This window comes from Paenibacillus sp. MMS18-CY102 (genome assembly GCF_009789195.1).
Taxonomy (GTDB): domain Bacteria; phylum Bacillota; class Bacilli; order Paenibacillales; family Paenibacillaceae; genus Paenibacillus_T.
This window is the reverse complement of record NZ_WSTC01000058.1, coordinates 1-15859: the sequence shown is the minus strand read 5'-3', so window position 1 is coordinate 15859 and position 15859 is coordinate 1. Positions and strand designations below refer to the sequence as shown.

Here is a 15859-nt window from a genome sequence, read left to right as displayed (position 1 = left end):
TAAAAAGGTATCCTTCGCAATTATTTAGGCGACTTCTATTTGTCAAGTGTTTTATCTTGTTTTTAGCTAGAAATCTATTGAACTTTTGTCCTTACAGTTGTTGGGGCGAACTGCATAAGTCATGATAGTACCTAATTATATAAATGCGATGAAGAGAAGAGTAAATAGATGTGTTCTTACGCCAGAGAGCTCCGGTTGCTGAGAAGGAGCAAGGAACGCTTTATTGAAACAAGCCTCTGAGCATCACATCGGAACTAGCCGGAAGCGGCGGGGATGGTGTGACAGGTGCTCCTGTTATCGGGCAGAAGTAAGCATTGTTTGGCAATGGCTTACTCGTTGAGGTTAATATGGCGACATATTGACAACTCTGGGGTGGTACCGCGAGGGTTAGGCTCGCCTCCAAGACTTATGTCTTGGGGGGAGCCTTTTTTAGTTTAAAAATCCTTTAAAAATCCTTTAAAAATCCTTTAAAAATCCGATGAGAGTTGTCGAACGTCATGGTGAACTAATACGAGAGGAGCGATTGAAATGAAAATGATGCTTAAATCATGGCTAGCGTCCTGGAAATATCCGTCCATCCTATTATTCGGAATGGGAGTTGCCAATATTGGATCATGGATCTACTTTATTGCGCTCAATTTAATTGTCCTTGATTTGACGCAATCGGCGTTAGCCGTATCTGCGCTATATTTGCTAAGGCCGCTGGCGACGCTAGTTACGAATGTTTGGGCAGGCAGCCTGATTGACCGGATGAATAAACGCCATTTGATGATTTTCCTTGATTTGCTGCGGGCAATACTGATTGCGCTGCTCCCTTTGTCCTCGTCATTGTGGTATATTTATTCGCTTGTATTTATGATCAATATGGCTGGCTCTGTGTTTGGCCCGGCAGCTGGCACTTATATGACGATTTTGATCCCTGAGCGCCAAAGGCAACGGTTTAACTCGCTGAACAGCCTGATCGGATCAGGCGCTTTTATGGTCGGGCCCGCGATTGCCGGCATGTTATTCGTAGTAGGGTCACCATCGTTTGCGATCTATATCAATGCAGCTGCGCTATTCATATCCGGACTAGTTACGATTCTTATGCCGAACATAGAGAAGGATAGATTTGCGGGCAATACGAAAACAAGGATCACTTGGGAGATGCTAAAGCAAGATTGGATTGCTGTTATTCAATTCTACCGCCGATCTGCATATATTTGGTTGGTCTGCTTTCTATTTAGCTGCGTTATGGTGGTTATGGCCTCCGCCGTCGATTCACTTGAGGCGGCTTTTGCCAAAGTGGTGCTGCAATTGTCCGAACGTGACTATGGCATTTTGGTGAGCATTGCCGGCGCCGGAATTATTGCTGGTGCGAGCATGAACACACTAATCGTAAAGAAGGTTAACATTTCCTTAATGATAGGGCTAGGAACGCTGGGGGTCTGCCTGGGTTATCTCGTCTATGCGTTTTCTACTTCCTTTGTTGTGGCGGCTGCCGGCTTTTTTGTTCTTGCCTTTTTCCTTGCATTTGCTAATACGGGATTTTATACGTTCTACCAAAATAATATACCGGTCGAGATTATGGGGCGAGTAGGCAGCATGAACGGGTTGATTGAAGCGATTTTGATCATGCTCACAACGGTTGTTATGGGAGTTGCAGCCGATGTGGTTTCCATTAAAGCGGTTGTTATTGTGGGGGTTCTCTTTATGTTTATGCTAGGGGCTATATTAAGCGCATTCGTATTGCAATCGTCAAGAAATGACTATTTTAAAATGAATTCAGAAAGCTAGCTGCATATAAAAAAGATGGCCTCTGGCTAATCAGAAGCCATCTTTTTCAGGTTTAACGCCTCATCTCTTTAAAGCTCCGTCCGGTCTTCGTGATGCAGCCACCATACTCCCGCACACTCCGGCACACGAACCAGCGCTTGCTCCCGAACCGCATCGGCCAGCCAATCACCGAAGAAGAACCGCGTCAGCTCCTCGGCCTGCGCTAAGCTGTCAAATTGATAGTCGGTCCGAATCCACTTATGGGAGAAACCATATTTTCCTTCCAGCTCGGAAAAGTAAGGTTTCAAAAAGCTAGGTGGGTCCGGTATGGTCGACCCAGTGCCCATGTTTTCAAAAATGATGATCGTGCCGCCTGGCCGCAGGACGCGCTTCATCTCTGCCATAATTTCTTGCAGGTTCTGCTCCCAGTTAGGGGCGTTGTTGCTTGCCAAATAGCAAATCGCCCAGCCAGCAACGATAAGGTCCGCACTTTGGCTTTCCAAGGGAAGCTTGCGCAGATCAGCGGCTGCCGTTGTCCAGTTTGCAGCCCCTGCTTGCTGCAGCCGCGAAGCGTTAATCTGGAGCATTGCAGCTGATGCATCTAGCGCCTTAATAGACTTGGCGAAAGGGGCTAATGCGGTTGTGAGCCTTCCTGTACCGGCCCCAAGGTCAACGATGTCTAAGCCCTCACAGTCCCGAATGCCGTTTACAACGTGGGCAAGCTGCTGTTGTTTGCTGATTAGCGTGTGATACTGGCTGGCTTCGTCTTGATAAATAAGATCATGGTCAATTTCTGTCATTGTGGAATCCTCCTTCGATTGGTCAACGGTCGTTCGAATTCATGTTAGAAGTTGACGTTACGAGAAGGTCAATCGTTTTTTTTTAGCGAATGGGGATGGCGTACACGATATGAAGCAGCTCATTGATGCGATGGGCTTTCGTAACATATCCCCTAGCTTCGAACCAGCCGGCCAGATCGGCCACTCTCGTATAAAACTTGTCCTGCTTCGGAGGATGCCCATCGGCGAGCATTAAGTCCGTTAAGCAGATGCGCCCGCGAGGCTTCAGCACGCGCCGCATTTCATCAATTGCTAATTGCTTCTGCTCGTCCGTCAGATGATGAAACGCGAAACTGGATACAGCGAAATCAAATTTTGCATCAAAATAAGGAATTGCAAGAAAGTTCCCAAGCTTGCATTCCATCGTTGGGAATTTGCTCTGGCATGCTTTAAGCATTTCCTTGGACTGGTCCACGCCGGCCATCTGGGCGCCTTGGCCGATGAGCTTGCCAGCTAAGTTGCCCGTTCCTGTGCCTACGTCCAGGCCGGTCTCGCCAGGGATAGGGGCTACCCATCGAACGGTCAAATCTAGCGCCGCCTCATAGTCCTTATATTCATAATCGTTATTGCTCACATGCTGGTCATGCATGCTCGCCAATCGGTCAAAATCCCAATGGTCCTGCCAATTGCTCCGCTGGTCCCGCAACCGTTTGGACCCTTCGGCCAACTGATAGATTTGCTCGACTGGCAATGATTTTTCGTTTTGTAGCACATGAATCATTTCATCCGTCGTTTCGATTATCTGCTTCATTTCAATCCATTTGGCAAACATAACAGCACGCTGAAGCTCTAGGTAATGTTGAAGCTCCCTATAGTCATCGCCTGTAATTTCGGAGAATGCTTGCCTAATATCTTCAATCGTCATGCCCGCTTCCCGCAAGGCGATGACCGTCTGCAGCCGCCACACATCTTTCTCGTCGAAGGTGCGATATTGATTGCCCGCTTGTTTGAAGGGAGCAATTAATCCCCGTTGTTCATAGAAGCGAATGGCTCGGGCAGATATGTTGAGCCGTTCGGAAATTTCTTTAATTTTCAAGCCGGAACCGCCTTTCTTATTTGCTGCTGTCATCCATTAAACGTTAACGTAACGTCAATGTAAAGCGGGACACAAATAAAAACCGCACGAAGCTGTCGCTGCTTCATGCGGCTTGCGCGAATCGCCATCTATTATTCCACGCCGTCTTTGAAATTTTTATCATAGTTTTTGTCGCCCTTATGCTCCAGATCATCCAGTGTTTTCTCCAGCGTAAGCAGAATTTGCTCCTTCGCCTGCGATAACGTTTCGTAGAACAAAGCCTCTTCGCTTCCGATAATCTTATAGCCGTTGATGGCATGTGCTGCACTTAGCAGGCGGTGCTGCTCCGCAAGGTCGTCAATCGACTTGATCGTATGCTTCGTATGAAGGAATAAGTCACGATGATGCTGGTTAATGAGACGCTGCTCCAGTGCCGCCAATCGTTCGATCATTGGGCCAACTCCCCCCTTGTGATGGATAGAGCACTATTATTATAAAGGGCGGATGGCTGATGTATTACTCGAAGGGGAGATGAACCAGCGATAAAAATGATATGAAATAAATGTATTGACACATAAAATAAGTAAATTTAATATGAATTATTAGTCAGAGTATGAGTGTTAGACCGTAATTTCAAAAGATAAGGGCACTGATTTATAGCCAATTTGGTTGCAAACAACCCCGGTAACTCTGTATGGCAGAGTGGCTGGGTTGTTTTTTTATTTTTATACTTAAGTATTGCAGTAAAGGAGGGCATGGCGATTGGAGCATCCTATTCAGCTCAAGCGTTGGTTTAAGGAGCCAAGGTACGCCTGGTTTATATTATTGTTCTTCTGGATATTCGGCTTCGTTGGATCGATCGGCAGGTTTGTTCTTGCGTATTACCAGAGCGACATCACAGAAACGTTAAACATGGGGAGAAGCTTTCTGGGCGTAACATGGTCGGTTAGCATATTGATCGGAGCGCTTAGCGCACCGCTAGGCGGATGGCTCGTAGATCGGTACGGATATAAGCTTGTCATCATTTTTTCGAGCCTGCTCGGAACGCTTTCCTCTACGATTATATTGCTAGCTACCAACCCGATTGGGTATTTCCTAGGATTCGGAATCTGCTCTGGGCTTGCGGGAATTGGGGCAACGACGGGCTACGTCATTATTTCAGATTGGTTTAACCATCACCGGGCCAAGGCATTAATGATTCTCGGAAGCGCTGGATCACTTGGGCTGGCGATTCTCACCCCCGTATTCGTAAGCAATAAATCGTGGTTGAACTGGACCGGCGCCTATTGGATTTTGTTTGTTATTGGTGTGGTGTTCATTCCTTTGACGCTGCTGTTCGTTCGTGAGCGGAAGCAAACCGCAGAGGAAACAGAGGCGCAAGCTGATGCTGCCAGGAAGGATGAAACGGTCCAAGCGGGCTTCGCCGATAAGATGCGCATTCTTTTTGGCTATTTAAACAATCGCGTCATCATGGCCGTGGCCTTGTCATTGTTTACATGCGGGTTTGGCATGGGGACGGTAGAGATGCATTTAATGGCGATTCATCAGCATGCGCATGTAAACGTAGCTTTGTTTACAGCTTCCTTGAGCCTGCTTGGGGTGTTGGAGTTGGCCGGCGGATTTGTATTTTCCTATTTAATGGACCGGCTGAACCGGGCTGCGGCGCTATCGGCGTTGTTTATCATGAGAGTAGCTGCATTTGTCATCTTATTCATGCATTGGGATGCTACCCCGCTGTTATTTTCACTCATATTCGGAGCAAGTTATCTGGGGGCAATTCCGGGTGGCATACTATTAGCAAGCGAAAGCTTAAAATCAAACCAAAAATTCGGCTTGCAATCGGGCGTCTTATTAATGGTGCATCAACTCGGCGGGGTATTGGCTGGCATAGCGGGTGGCGCGAATTACGATTTGCTTCATAACTATCAGCTTCTGATCGGAATCAATGTTGCATTAAGCACGATTACGGCTATCGCGTACTTCCTTATTTATCGCTATCAGATCAGCAGCAATCGCCGGCACCCTACTGCGGAAGTTCAAAGCGTGTGAGTGAACCATACTGTAACGTTCCAGGGGCCTTAGGCTTCTGGGGCGTTTTTTTATATGATGCGAATGGCACTGAAGAGCCAGGATTATGAATGTTCGCTTATTGCTGTGTCGCGCCTATGGGTAATCGCATATATTGCCTATGACATCTTAGGTGGAAGAAGGAGATGGCCATGGCGAAGAGCAAGAAGGGGAGCAGTCCCAAGGGACGGAAGCCGCTGTTTTACGTTGATAATCCAAACGCATCGGAGCTGCGTTGGCTAGATGATTTGCAGAAAAAGAAAGACGCAAGAGTAAGGGCAGCCCAGGCGCAAGCTTCTGCTGCGAATGAGCCGAAAGAGGAAGACCAAGAAAAAGTGACGCTGCACGCATCTGCAGTTGCCGAGCGGCCGCAGCCTGCTGAGGTGATGCAGCAGAGCCCAGTTGGCCCGTTCGAGCTGTCTTCTCCCGAAGAGGCCCAAGTGCAATCGCCGCCAGCGGAGGCCGCTTCCATAACAAAAGCTTCCTTGCAAAATGTGGGCATGCAAGGCAATCGGCCGGCCAAGAGGGAAGTGCCGGACCAACAAGTGCCGGTTGTGCCAACATCGGAAACAGAGCTTCCAATTGTATCAGTGGAAACGGCTGCCCAACCTGACGTACCGAACGAACTAATCGAAGCAGCCGCACCAATCGATTCGATGTTGCCTGTACAGCTTCCGCCGGAGGAGGCTGTTATTGCACCGATTGATGAGAAAGTAAAGCAGGAGAAACTGGAAGAGAAGCGCCAGGAGCGGCCGCAAGCCATTATTTTTACCGATGATATTGTGGATGAAGCAGTCGTAACCGATAAGATCGCCCCGGGAGCGGTGGATACGTCCAAAATCCGCGCAGGCTCCATCCAGACGACGCTTCTTGCTGATTATGCAGTCGAATCGATCAAGATCGCAGACGGCGCAATTACATCCTCCAAGCTGGTGCCGGAGTTGATTACGAGCGAGCATTTGGCTAAAAACGCGATATCTGGGCACAAAATTCGCGATCGCTCCATTACGGGCGATAAGCTGCGGGATAATAGCGTATCGTCGGAGAAGCTGGCGGACCGGACGATCAGCTCGGATAAAATCGCCGAAGGGTCGATTGAGTCCAAACATTTGAAACCATTCATCATTACGACGGATTTGCTGGAAGACCAAGCGATTACATCGAGCAAGCTGCGCAGCGGCACCATTAAGACGGAGAACTTGGCCAACGAAGCGATTACGACATCCAAGCTTGCTGACGGCGCAGTGACCAAAGCAAAGCTGCGCAACGGCATCGTGACGGGGGAAAAAATCGCGGATGAAGCCATCGACACGGCGCACCTGAAGCCGGGCATTTTGCGTACGGAGCATATTGCGCCGAGCAGCGTGCAAGGCGTACATTTGGCTCCAGGCGAAATCGCATCTGAGCATCTGACTGAAGGGGCGGTAGGCGCGCGGGAGCTGGCATCGTCAGCCGTTACCTCGCTCGCGCTGGCGGCAGACGCGGTTTCCGCTGAGCATCTGCAAGCGAATGCGGTGCGGGGCGCTCATATTGCAACTTCACAGATTGAAGCTTGCCATCTCATTGACGAATCGTTGACCTCTTCGAAGCTGGCGGAGCAAGCCGTTACGACCATTAAACTGGCGGATCATGCGGTAACGTCCTCGAAGCTGGCCGATACGAGCATTACATCATCCAAGCTGGTGGAGGAGAGCATCCAAGGCAGGCATCTAAGCCGTGCAAGCGTGACGAGCGAGAAGCTAGCCGAAGGAAGCGTGCGCCAAGAGCAGCTTGCCCCGGGGGCAATTTCGGCTGATAAGCTACAGCCGAATGTGATCGATGGGCATCATCTTCGCGAGGGCAGCGTGACCGATTCGAAGCTAGCGCCGCAAGCCGTCCGTGAAGAACATATTGGAGCCGCAGCAGTAGGAACGGCGCAGTTGGCTGACGGTTCGGTTGCCCAGAGCAAGCTGGCTTCGGCATCTGTGACGGGCGAGAAGCTGGCACGCGAGTCAGTAGGCACTGCACATCTGCAAGATGAGAGTGTAACGTTCGATAAGCTCGCACAAGCGTCAGTGCGGGACTATCACTTGGCGCCAGGCGCTGTAACGGGCGATACTGTACTTGAAGAGGCGATTGAAGGCAAGCATATTCGTGCCGGAGCGATCGAAGCTGAACATTTGAGCAGCTTGTCGGTCGGAACGGAGTCGATCAAGGACGGGGCGATAACGTCTAGCAAGCTTGCGCCGCAGACGATTACAGAGCGCCATTTGGGCCATGGCACTGTGTTTTCGCATCATTTGGCCGACTATGCGGTGAATTCGCTGAAGCTGTCACCGGAATCGGTTACGACGGATAAGCTAACGGATTATGCGATAGCTTCGAGCAAGCTTGCGACGGGGAGTGTAACGAGCGAGAAACTTGCGGTTCAGAGCGTAGGTTCGGAGCAATTGGCCAGCGGTGCTGTACACAGCTTACACCTCGCTGAAGAGGCTGTCGGATCGGCGCAATTGGCGGCGGAGGCGGTGCAAACCGATCATTTGGCAACAGGTGCAGTAACTTCCGAGAAGCTGGAGAACGGGGCTGTGGCGAGCCGTGAGCTTGCGGACGGCGCGGTGAAATCCCGGCATTTGTCGCCTGATTCGGTCGGCAGCCGCCAAATCGAGGAGCGCGCGATATTAGGCTTCCACTTGTCTCCCGAGAGCGTTGGTTCCGTTCATCTGCTTAACGGGTCGGTTGAAAGTGACCATTTGGCAATGGGCAGCGTCGGCAATGAGCATTTGCAGCAGGACGTTGTTGGTGCGTCGCAGCTGCAAGACAATTCGGTTGGGTCGAACCATTTAACGAGCGGGGCAGTGCGTGCCTTGCATTTGGCCGAAGGAGCCGTACAGGCGGGCCATTTGTCAGCTAATAGCGTGAAAGTGGAGCATTTATCCGCGAAATCAGTACAGACGGCATCCATTCAACCGCATGCGGTGACCGGAGACAAAATCGCACAAGGCGCGGTGAACGGCGAGCATTTGACGTTGGAATCGATTAGCGGCAAGCATTTGAAGGCGGAGTCCATTCAGGGCTACCATGTTCGTAAAGGCTCGATTACGCTTGCGCATCTATCGGGTGAAGCGCTAGCGTTCGATAAAGCGCCGGAAGGCAGCCTGAACGGCAACAAGCTGAAGAACGGCACGGTAACGGGCGAGCATCTTGCAGCCGGAAGCATTAGCAAAGACCATTTGCAGTTGGGCAGCGTTGGCGCGCTTCACTTGGGGAGCGGGGCTGTTGTTTCTGGCAATATCGCAGAAGGCGCTATCGTGGCGAGCTTAATTGCTCCTGGTGCGGTTCATACATCACAACTGGCCGATGAAGCAGTGACGAGCGGGAAGCTTGCACCGGGCGCGGTCTCGCAGTTGCAGCTTTCCGTACATTCGGTTGGCAGCGAACAGCTGCAAGATGGCGCTATTGGCGAGCCGCAGCTGGGCGATGAAGCAGTAACGGCAGCGAAGATTGCAAGGGGCGCTATTGCTTCCGATCAATTGGCAAACGGCGCAGTAAGCAGCGATAAGCTGGAGCAAGGCGCAGTCGGCAGCGACCAACTGGCGGAATTCAGCGTAACGAGTGCAAAGCTTGCACCGGGCTCGGTATTGGGCGTCCATCTAGCCGTCGGATCGGTTGGTACGGGCGAGCTGGCAACGGCATCGATCACGGAAGGCAAGCTGGCGGATGGCGCTGTGAGCAGCGCGAAGCTGGAGCTGGGCGCGGTTGGCACCGAGCAGCTAGCCAATGGCGCAGTGGAAGAGGCGAAGCTGGCTGATTTGGCAGTAACGGCGGCGAAGGTAGCGGACGGCGCAATTACGACGGATAAGCTGGCAGACGGCGCTGTGAGCAGCGCGAAGCTGGAGCAGGGTGCGGTTGGCATCGCGCAGCTAGCCAATGGCGCCGTGGAAGAAGCGAAGCTGGCTGATTTGGCGGTAACAACTGCAAAAGTAGCGGACGGCGCAATTGTGACGGATAAGCTAGCGGATGGGGCTGTAAGCAGCGCGAAGCTGGAGCAGGGTGCGGTTGGCACCGAGCAACTTGCATATGGCGCAGTGGAAGAAGCGAAGCTAGCCGATGCAGCGGTAACGGAATGGAAAGTAGCGGACGGCGCAATCACCGCCAGCAAGCTGGCAGACGGCATTGTGAGCAGCGTGAAGCTGGAGCGTGGCGCAGTAGGCAATGAGCAGTTAGCAGAAGGTGCAGTGAGTGAGTCGAAGCTGAGCGCTGAAGCGGTAACGGTGACGAAGGTAGCAAACGGCGCGATTACTGCTGATAAGCTGGCGGACGGCGCTGTCAGCAGAGCGAAGCTGGAGCGTGGCGCGGTTAGCAGTGAGCAGTTGGCGGAAGGTGCAGTAAACGAGGCGAAGCTAGGCGATGATGCAGTAACGGCGGCGAAGGTAGCGGCAGGCGCAATTACGTCTGTTAAGCTGGCGGACGGCGCGATCACAGCAGAGAAGCTGGCGTATGGGTCTGTTGGCATCGATAAGCTGGCCGATGGCAGCGTGGATGAGTGGAAGCTGATCGACGAAGCGGTCACTACACCGAAGGTGGCGGACGGAGCGATCACCGCCGAGAAGCTGGCAGACGGCATCGTTAGCCGTGCTAAGCTGGAGCAAGGTGCAGTTGGCAGTGCGCAGTTAGCAGAAGGCGCAGTGGAAGGAACGAAGCTGGCTGATTTAGCGGTAACGGCATCGAAGATAGCGAACGGAGCGATTACCGCTGAGAAACTGGCATATGGGTCAGTTGGCCTTGATAAACTGGCGGATGACAGTGTAGGCGAGTGGAAGCTGATTGACGGGGCGGTCATTACGCCGAAGGTAGCAGACGGCGCAATTACAGCTGAAAAGCTGGCGGACGGCGCTGTGAGCAGCGCGAAGCTGGGGCATGGGGCAGTTGGCAGTGGCCAGCTGGCGGATGGCGCAGTGGAAGGGGCGAAGCTGGCCGATGCAGCAATCACGGCATCGAAGGTAGCGGACGGAGCGATTACAGCCGAAAAACTGGCGAACGGTGCGATTGGGCTCGATAAGCTGGCTGATGGCAGTGTAGGCGAGTGGCAATTGATCGACGAAGCGGTCACTACGTCGAAGGTAGCGGACGGGGCGATTACTGCTGAAAAGCTGGCGGACGGTACTGTAAGCAGCGCGAAGCTGGAGCATAGCGCAGTTGGCAGTGGCCAGTTAGCGGATGGCGCGGTGGAAGAGGCGAAGCTGGCCGATTCAGCGGTAACGGCATCGAAGATAGCAAGCGGAGCGATTACTTCCGATAAGATTGCATTCGGTGCAGTTGGCAGCGATCAGCTTGCGGATTGCATTGTGAGCGAGTGGAAGCTGATCGACGAAGCGGTCATTACGTCGAAGGTAGCGGACGGAGCGATCACAGCCGATAAGCTGGCGGATGGCATTGTAAGCAGCGCGAAGCTGGAGCAAGGCGCAGTTGGTTTTGATCAGTTAGCGGATGGTGCAGTGGAAGAGGCGAAGCTGGCTGATTTAGCGGTAACGGCATCGAAGGTAGCAGACGGAGCGATCACCGCCGAAAAGCTAGCGAATGGCTCTGTTGGCATCGATAAGCTGGCCGATGGGAGTGTAGGCGAATGGAAGCTAGCTGACGATGCTGTCGTAACGTCGAAGGTAGCGGACGGAGCGATCACTGCCGAAAAGCTAGCGTATGGTTCCGTTGGAAGCGCAAAGCTGGAGCAAGGCGCAGTTGGCAGTGAGCAACTGGCGGAAGGCGCAGTGGAAGGGACGAAGCTGGCCGACTCAGCGGTAACGGCATCGAAGGTAGCGGACGGTGCAATCACCGCCGAAAAACTGGCGTATGGTTCCGTTGGCATCGATAAGCTGGCTGAAGGCAGCGTGGATAAGTGGAATTTGATCGACGAAGCGGTCGTAACGTCGAAGGTGGCGGACGGAGCGATCACAGCCGATAAGCTGGCGGATGGCGTTGTAAGTAGCTCAAAGCTGAAGCATGGCGCAGTCGGCAGCAGCCAAATAGCAGACGGTGCAGTGAAAGAGGCGAAGCTGGCTGATGCAGCGGTAACGGCATCGAAGGTAGTGGACGGTGCGATCACTGCCGAAAAACTGGCGAACGGCGCAGTTGGGAGCGATAAGCTGGCCGATGGCAGCGTGGGCGAAGGAAAGCTCATTGACGAAGCGGTCATTACGTCAAAGTTAGCGGACGGAGCAGTCACTTCCGATAAGCTGGCGTTCGGCGCAGTTGGAAGCGACCAGCTTGCAGATTGCATTGTAAGCGAGTGGAAGCTGATCGACGAATCCGTCATTACGTCAAAGGTGGCCGACGGTGCAATTACCGCCGATAAGCTGGCCGACGGCAGCGTAAGCCGCATAAAGCTGGAGCATGGCGCAATCGGCAGCGATCAGTTGGCGGAAGGCGCAGTGGAAGGGACGAAGCTGGCTGACTTAGCGGTAACGGCATCGAAGATAGTGGACGGAGCGATTACCGTCGATAAACTGGCGTTCGGCGCGGTTGGGCTCGATAAGCTGGCCGATGGCAGTGTAGGCGAGTATAAGCTGATCGATGAAGCGGTCATTACCTCAAAGGTAGCGGATGGCGCAATTACGACGGCTAAGCTGGCGGACGGAGCAGTTAGCATCGCGAAGCTGGAGCGGGGGGCAGTTGGCAGCGAGCAGTTGGCGGAAGGCGCTGTGGGCGAATCGAAGTTGATAGATGGGGCAGTTGCCACATCGAAAGTAGCGGACGGTGCAATTACCGCCGATAAGCTGGCGTTCGGTGCAGTCGGCAGCGACCAGCTTGCAGATTGTATTGTGAGCGAGTGGAAGCTGATCGACGAATCGGTCATTACCTCGAAGGTGGCTGACGGTGCAATCACTTCCGATAAATTATCGGACGGCAGCGTAAGCAGTGCGAAGCTGGAATTGGGCGCAGTCGGCAGCGATCAGTTGGCGGATGGCGCTGTGCGTGAATCGAAGCTGGCCGACGGCGCAATCGTTGCATCGAAGCTAGCGAATGGTGCGATCGTTTCCGATAAATTGGCCTATGGAGCGGTCGGCAGCGATCAGTTGGCAGACGGCAGCGTGAACGAGTGGAAGCTGGCCGACGAATCGATTGTAACGTCCAAGTTAGCCAATGGAGCAATTACGTTCGATAAATTGGCCGATGGCGTTGTGAGCGAAGCGAAGCTCCTTGACGAATCGGTCACAACATCGAAAGTAGCGGACGGCGCAATTACCGCCGATAAGCTGAGGGACGGCAGCGTAAGCAGCGCGAAGCTGGAGCAAGGCGTAATCGGCAGCGACCAGTTGGCGGATGACGCCGTGTGCGAATCGAAACTGGCCGATGGCGCAGTCGTTGCATCGAAGGTAGCCAATGGCGCGATTACTTCCGATAAATTGGCCGATGGCGTTGTGAGCGAGTCGAAGCTCCTTGACGAATCGGTCACCACATCGAAAGTAGCGGACGGCGCAATTACCGCCGAAAAGCTGAGGGACGGCAGTGTAAGCAGCGCGAAGCTGGAGCAAGGCGCAATCGGCAGCGATCAGTTGGCGGATGGCGCCGTGCGTGAATCGAAGCTGGCGGACGGCACAGTCGTTACATCGAAGGTAGCGAATGGCGCGATTGTTTCCGATAAATTGGCCGACGGCGTCGTTAGCGAATCAAAGTTAAGCAATAAAGCAGTGACATCGTCGAAAGTAGCGGACGGAGCGATTACTTCCGAAAAGCTGGCGTTCGGTGCGGTCGGCAGCGACCAGCTTGCAGATTGCATTGTGAGTGAGTGGAAGCTGATCGACGAATCCGTCGTTACGTCGAAAGTGGCCGACGGTGCAATAACCGCCGATAAAATATCGGACGGCAGCGTAAGCAGTGCGAAGCTGGAATTGGGTGCAATCGGCAGCGATCAGTTGGCAGATGGTGCCGTGCGTGAATCGAAACTGGCCGAAGGCGCAGTCGTTGCATCGAAGGTAGCGAATGGCGCGATCGTTTCCGATAAATTGGCCTATGGAGCAGTTGGCAGCGATCAGTTGGCCGATAGCAGCGTGAACGAGTGGAAGCTGATCGACGAATCCATTGTAACGTCCAAAGTAGCCAGTGGAGCAATTACTTCCGATAAATTGGCTGATGGCGTAGTGAGCGAATCGAAGCTCCTTGACGAATCGGTCACCACATCGAAAGTAGCGGACGGCGCAATTACCGCCGAGAAGCTGGGAAACGGCAGCGTAAGCAGCGCCAAGCTGGAGCAAGGCGCAATCGGCAGCAGCCAACTGGCGAATTTCAGCGTTACGGGCGAGAAATTGGCTTATGGTGCTGTGTCGGGCATTCATCTCGTGCCAGGATCTATTGGCACAGGTGAGCTGGCCATTGCTTCAGTGACGGAAAGCGCGCTTGCAATTGGCGCGGTCACATCGGATAGATTAGCGGATGGCGCAGTCGGCAACAAGCATTTAGAAGATGGGGCGGTTACGTCAAGCAAGATTGCCGAAGCAGCTATCGTTACTAGCCTAATTGCATCGGAAGCGGTCCAAAGCCACCAGTTGTCGGATGGCGCAGTTACGAGTGAAAAGCTGTCGGATGGCGCAGTAACGCAACAACAGCTTGCCGCCCAAGCCGTTGGCAGCGACCAGCTTCAGGATGGAAGCGTGAGCGGGCCGAAATTGGCGGATGGAGCGGTGACGGAATGGAAGGTAGCCGATGGCGCGATTACTGCGAGCAAGCTCGTGGACGGCGTCATCAGTACGGATAAGCTGGCGTTGGGCGCTGTTGGATCTGGCCAATTGGCTGATCTGGGCGTAACCAGCCCCAAATTGGCAGCAGCTTCGGTAACAGAAAGCAAACTGGCGGACGGTGCTGTTTCATCGGAAAAACTGGCAACTGGCGCTGTTGGCAGCGACCAATTGGCGGATGTATCGGTCCGGGCTTCGCATATTGCATATTCAAGCATTGAGCCAGAGCATCTCACGCTGGGTGTAGTTAGGAGCGAGCATGTGGCGAATGCCACGATTCGTTCCGCTCATCTTGCAACTGCAAGCATTGAACCAAGACATCTGCAAGAAGGGTCTATTACGGGCCAGGCGATCGAGGAGGGCAGCATCGACGCGAGCAAGCTGGGGGCGGATGTGCTGGCGCTGCTGCACAAGCAAGCGGAAGCCCATTCCTTTGGACCAATCACAGGCAGCCAAATCGCTGATGGTTCCGTTGAGGGCCGGCAGTTGGCGGCAGGATTGATCGGCAGCCGTGAACTGGCTGAACAGTCCGTAACGATCGATAAGCTGGCATGCAACCCGATCCTCGCGCCTTCCAGTTGCCCAGTGCCTCTTCAGCAGTTCGGGCTGAGTGCATTTGCATTTGCGGGCCAAGAAGAAACATGTGAAGTGCATATTCCCTTCGATGAGCCGTTCGCTAATTCCAAGTATACGCTTGTCACTACGACGGACCATACCGCATGCATCGCAACGATTAAAAACAAAACGGAACAGTTTGCGGTCGTTAACGTCACGCGTATCCGATTCAGCAGTGAAACTTCAGGCACGATCAACTGGATCGCGATTGGAATGGCATAAGGAATGAAAGCTATGCGGCGGCGAAGGCAACTGCTGAGACGTTGTCGATTGCCTCAAAAGAGAAATCCCACGGTATCACAACGTGGGATTTCTTTTTTATATGAAGGCCTTATTGCAGGAAGGGATTTCCTAAACAGCTGCCAGCCCAGCTAGAGCACGAATAGGGCAGAAAAATGTACCCTAAACAGCCGCCAGCCCTGCTAGAGCACGAATAGGGCAGAAAAATGTACCCTAAACAGCTGCCAGCCCAGCTAGAGCACGAATAGGGCAGAAAAATGTACCCTAAACAGCTGCCAGCCCGTCTAGAGCGCGAATAGGGCAGAAAAATGTACCCTAAACAGCCGCCAGCCCAGCTAGAGCACGAATAGGGCAGAAAAATGTACTCTAAACAGCCGCCGGCCCGTCTAGAGCGCGCATAGGGCAGAAAAATGTACCCTAAACAGCTGCCAGCCCAGCTAGAGCACGAATAGGGCAGAAAAATGTACCCTAAACAGCCCCCAGCCCAGCTAGAGGGTAGCGTCAAAAAGTTTGTGTAGTAGATTTATCCATCAGGAAGGCGAAGCCTGTTAGTTGTTGTTGCCCCACTAGGGGGCATCGTTCAAACAAAGGCGCAGGAGGCTTTTCACATCATCCTCCGT

At 53.1% G+C, this 15859-nt stretch carries 6 protein-coding genes and 1 other annotated feature; of the genes, 3 read left to right on the top strand and 3 right to left on the bottom strand.

All coding sequences use genetic code 11. From position 1 onward, the window contains the following. Window positions 1–139 precede the first annotated feature (139 nt). Window positions 140–404: a binding site (T-box leader), on the top strand. A 130-nt stretch (window positions 405–534) separates the two neighbouring features. Beyond that, window positions 535–1776 (top strand): MFS transporter, encoded by a 1242-nt coding sequence (locus GON22_RS24870; RefSeq protein ID WP_160398776.1) that lies wholly within the window; start codon window positions 535–537, stop codon window positions 1774–1776. Window positions 1777–1844: 68 nt separating this feature from the next. On the opposite strand, the gene GON22_RS24865 is transcribed toward GON22_RS24870, so the two are convergent. The 3 genes from GON22_RS24865 to GON22_RS24855 form a co-directional block, all read right to left on the bottom strand. Beyond that, complete coding sequence (locus GON22_RS24865) at window positions 1845–2555, bottom strand: class I SAM-dependent methyltransferase (RefSeq protein WP_160398775.1); 711 nt, start codon at window positions 2553–2555, stop codon at window positions 1845–1847. A gap of 82 nt (window positions 2556–2637) precedes the next feature. Further along, window positions 2638–3630, bottom strand: a complete 993-nt coding sequence (locus GON22_RS24860; protein ID WP_160398774.1) for a MerR family transcriptional regulator — start codon at window positions 3628–3630, stop codon at window positions 2638–2640. A 131-nt stretch (window positions 3631–3761) separates the two neighbouring features. Beyond that, window positions 3762–4061, bottom strand: a complete 300-nt coding sequence (locus GON22_RS24855) for a hypothetical protein (RefSeq protein ID WP_160398773.1) — start codon at window positions 4059–4061, stop codon at window positions 3762–3764. Window positions 4062–4371: 310 nt separating this feature from the next. On the opposite strand from GON22_RS24855, the gene GON22_RS24850 reads away from it, so the two are divergent. Next, window positions 4372–5658 carry an MFS transporter gene (locus GON22_RS24850; protein WP_160398772.1) on the top strand — a complete coding sequence of 429 codons (1287 nt, stop codon included), beginning with the start codon at window positions 4372–4374 and terminating at the stop codon, window positions 5656–5658. A gap of 170 nt (window positions 5659–5828) precedes the next feature. Further along, the gene (locus tag GON22_RS24845; RefSeq protein ID WP_160398771.1) at window positions 5829–15221 is read left to right on the top strand and encodes a WIAG-tail domain; all 9393 of its coding nucleotides are present in this window, start codon (window positions 5829–5831) and stop codon (window positions 15219–15221) included. The last annotated feature ends 638 nt before the right edge of the window (window positions 15222–15859 follow it).

What these genes read in the sequence shown, in the direction of transcription:
- GON22_RS24870 (WP_160398776.1), top strand. Translation starts at nt 535, where the DNA reads ATGATGCTTAAATCATGGCTAGCGTCCTGGAAATATCCGTCCATCCTA.
- GON22_RS24865 (WP_160398775.1), bottom strand. Translation starts at nt 2,555, where the DNA reads ATGACAGAAATTGACCATGATCTTATTTATCAAGACGAAGCCAGCCAG.
- GON22_RS24855 (WP_160398773.1), bottom strand. Translation starts at nt 4,061, where the DNA reads ATGATCGAACGATTGGCGGCACTGGAGCAGCGTCTCATTAACCAGCAT.
- GON22_RS24845 (WP_160398771.1), top strand. Translation starts at nt 5,829, where the DNA reads ATGGCGAAGAGCAAGAAGGGGAGCAGTCCCAAGGGACGGAAGCCGCTG.